This is a genomic window from Methanosarcina sp. A14, assembly GCF_001729375.1.
GTDB classification, from domain to species: Archaea; Halobacteriota; Methanosarcinia; order Methanosarcinales; family Methanosarcinaceae; genus Methanosarcina; species Methanosarcina barkeri.
This window is the reverse complement of sequence record NZ_LZPK01000217.1, coordinates 1-3208: the sequence shown is the minus strand read 5'-3', so window position 1 is coordinate 3208 and position 3208 is coordinate 1. Positions and strand designations below refer to the sequence as shown.

At 41.9% G+C, this 3208-nt stretch carries 2 protein-coding genes and 1 pseudogene; 1 reads left to right on the top strand and 2 read right to left on the bottom strand.

From position 1 onward, the window contains the following. Window positions 1-229, top strand: a pseudogene (locus A9239_RS10920) (NAD(P)/FAD-dependent oxidoreductase); the annotation flags it as partial. Window positions 230-489: 260 nt separating this feature from the next. Here the strand turns inward: A9239_RS10920 and A9239_RS10915 are convergent. Continuing rightward, a complete protein-coding gene (locus A9239_RS10915; RefSeq protein WP_048116456.1) occupies window positions 490-1023 on the bottom strand; it encodes a tRNA (cytidine(56)-2'-O)-methyltransferase in 534 nt (177 codons plus the stop codon). Window positions 1024-1081: 58 nt separating this feature from the next. Beyond that, window positions 1082-2602 carry an AMP phosphorylase gene (locus tag A9239_RS10910; RefSeq protein ID WP_048116459.1) on the bottom strand — a complete coding sequence of 507 codons (1521 nt, stop codon included), beginning with the start codon at window positions 2600-2602 and terminating at the stop codon, window positions 1082-1084. Window positions 2603-3208: the final 606 nt, after the last annotated feature.

Here is a 3208-nt window from a genome sequence, read left to right as displayed (position 1 = left end):
TGCCCATCCAAACATTGAAAGATATATTGATATGCGTCACGAACAGATAATGGTTCCGGAAAAGGCTGCAGTCGCAATTAATGGAAAGTTCGCAGGTATTCGAACTCCTGTTCGGAACCTCTATGTAGTGGGTACAGATACTGACAAGCGCAGCATGGGAATTACCCGGGCTTCGTATTCGATCATAGAGCTGCTGAAGATTCTTAATGAAGATGGGAACCTTCATTAAAGTATAAAGAGAGCCTATCCAAAAAGCCACTTTGTTATCAATCGTTGGGAATTTTCAGAATTGTTTTTATGATCTTGAGCTTGATTGATTATTCGAAATACAAGGTCTAAGAAGCAAATTTCAAGTTTTGGGATGAACTCAGAGATAAAAATCTGAATATAAAAAACCCCAGTCAAAAAAGTAAACAATCCTGAAAAAAGTAAAGGGTTCTGATAAATAGAAGATGCAGGCTGTAAAGAAAAGCTAAAAGGGAGATAGACTTAATCCCTAAGATTTTCTATAACCTTTTTACCCCTTTCTGCTGGTACAATTGTCAGCTCAGCATTTTTGAATTCTCTTTTAAGTGGCTCGCCGTCTGCAATCCTGTCCAGAGTAATTGCAACCGCTGCAACCTCGGAATGGGGCTGGCTTCCAACTGCAACATTCCAGTCCGCAAGCTGATATATTTCCGGAGGCACCTTTTCTGCTCCTACCACGATCATAAGCTTATCACAGCTTTTAAGCTCGTCCGTGACATCGGGAAGATTGATCCCATACATTGAAAGATGGCAGACTTTTCCACCGGCGGCTTTCCATTCCTTGATTTCCTGCTTATAATTGACATTATTCTTAATATAGAAATTTCCGCCCCAGCGGCTGACAACATCTTCAAGAGTTGCTATTATTCCGGGGTCATTTGAGGCAAGGAGCATACCTTCTGCACCGAGCAGCCGGGCAGTTAAGCCTACATGGGTGGTGATTCTTTTATCCCTTTCAGGGCGGTGCCCCAGACGCAGCAAAACAATTCTTTTCATGCTCGTGCTAAAACCCTGCAAGGTATTAAAGTATTTCACTGAAAAAAATAAGAGAAGATTACTGGAACCCGTAGGTTCCGGGAATTCTCTTAAGAAGCATGCCCTCAACAACTATCGGGTTTGTTCTCTGGGCCGTTGTCAATGCGGTATCTAGTTTGAACTCTTTTTCAGCATAGATGGTAAGGATAGGATCTCCCTTCTTAACGGATTCTCCCATTTTCTTGTGAATAGCGACCCCGGCTCCTTTATCATTAGGAGCTCCTGCAAGTCTGGCAATTTCAATTATCCACTTATTGTCAAACTCGATTACATATCCGTCCGCAGAAGCGAGAATGTCGGCAGTATATTGCCCTACCTGGATGTCAGCCGAGGTAATCTTTGGATCTCCACCCTGGGCCTCAATAATCTGTTTCATCTTCTCAAGGGCTTTCCCGCTCCTTAGTGTTTCCAGTGCAACTTCCTTTCCGCGGTCCCTTGGAGCCGCACCTCCCATCTCAAGCAGGATACCCGCAAGAGCCGCACTCTTTTCAATAAGACTGTTCGGGCCTTCCATACTTTCCAGCACTTTCAGGGCTTCCCTGACTTCCAGTGAGGGCCCTACTTTTCTTCCAATCGGAGACGAACCATAGGTAATTGCACATTCAACGTTCATTCCAAGCCTGTGCCCGAGGTTAATCAGGTCTCTTGCAAGTTTTTGTCCCTCCTGAACAGTTGGAACTTTTGTGCTTGGCCCGACCGGAATGTCCATTACTACATTGTCTGCTCCGATAGCTCCTTTTTTTGCCATAATCGAGGCAAGCATCTGGTAGTAAGGGTCAATGGAGAGAGGGTATTCAATCCTTATGAGCTTGTCATCGGCAGGCGCTATATTTGTGGCTCCACCCCAGACAAGTGCACCCCCGACTTTTTCGGTAATCTCTTTGACTTCCTGAGAGCTGAACTCTACCGGACAGAGTACTTCCATAAGGTCAGCAGTTCCTCCTGCTCCTGTAATCGCCCTGGAACTCGTCTTTGGAATAAGAAGCCCATTTGCAGCGATAATAGGAACAACAAGAAGGGAGATCTTGTTTCCGGGCACTCCTCCTATCGAGTGTTTGTCCATTATAGGATGAGTGTCAAACTCAATCGTGTCTCCGCTCTCAATCATAGCCCTTGTAAGCCATTCGACCTCGTCGTCGGTCATTCCGTGAATATAAGAAGATGTTATAAAAGCCGAGAGTTCGATCTCGCTGAGATTTTCTTCCACGATATCGTTTACGAGTGTTTTAATCTCTGCCTGCGCAACAGGTTTTTTATCCATCATTTTCTTGATCACGGATGTGGATTTTGAACGGAATGCCGGAACAACTTCCACCGGCTTATCCCAGGACACAAAGTGCTCATATACCTCGGAAAAAACGCCCAGCGTGCCTGGAGGAACCAGATCATCCGTTGTATCCACAATTGCAGAAAGGCTCTCATGCCCGCGAATACGTACCCTGTCCCCCGGATTAACTCCAAGTTCCTTTGCGTCGGCAATATTTAGTAATATCTTGTGCTGCCCTATTTTTATGTTAAAATGTTCTAACTTCAATTGCATGAGTAAACTCCCTCCGTTTCGTTCTTGTTATGAGTGTAAATCTGTAACTGAAATTTGTTTCCCTGGAGTTCAGACTTTCTGTTTGTTCCCTTATCTGAAAAACTGACAGCCCAGCCTGAAAAACATAGTAGATTAATAACAAATGTGAGTAATAAATGTAAGTTATAGTGTAAAATATAAATGCTGAACTGAGAACATATTGACCTTCATATTATTTTAAAATAATTCTGTAAAAAACTTTAGGAAACTAAAAATAAAGAGATTAAAATGAATACTATTTTAAGAAATTTTGCAGAACCGCCTTTATAATGTCGTCAGTAAATTCAAAAGATTTCGAAAAAGATTGGCAGTGTTTCAAATTTGCTGTAAATTTGAAGTAAAGTTTTTGCGTTCTATGGAGAAAATTGATCTCTCTATATGGAATTTTCTACCACGCAACTTCTTGAAATTTGTGATTTTACCGAAAAATTGGCACACGGTCAGATTCCTTTAATAGTTTAAATTAATCTTGAGTAACGAAAGAATAGAGATTAATGGAACAAATTAAACTGGAATAGTACTTTTTTACTTTTAGAATATTGTCCTCATTAGTTAGTGTTTATCAGT